Here is a 267-nt window from a genome sequence, read left to right as displayed (position 1 = left end):
CGCTCGATGAGGCGACGATCACCGGCGAATCGATGCCGGTCGGCAAAGGCCCCAGCGCAAAGGTGTTCGAGGCCACGGTAAACCTCAACGCCGTGCTGCTCGTCCGCGTTACCCGTCCGGTCGCGGAAAGCACCGTGGCGCGGATGATCGAACTGGTGACCGAGGCCCAGGCGTCGCGCGCTCCATCCGAACGGTTCAGCGCCTGGTTCGGCCAGCGCTACACCATCGCGGTTCTCGCTGGCGCAGTGCTGGCTCTCGCTATATTTC

1 protein-coding gene is annotated in these 267 nt (G+C 65.5%); it reads left to right on the top strand.

The annotated features are described in order from the left end of the window. The coding region (locus HBA93_RS21425; protein ID WP_502910174.1) for a P-type ATPase actuator domain-containing protein at positions 1–267 on the top strand (267 nt) is incomplete at both ends.

The organism is Ochrobactrum sp. SFR4, from assembly GCF_019730395.1.
In the GTDB taxonomy this organism is placed as follows: Bacteria; Pseudomonadota; Alphaproteobacteria; order Rhizobiales; family Rhizobiaceae; genus Pseudochrobactrum.
This window is presented reverse-complemented; position numbering and strand designations above follow the sequence as displayed.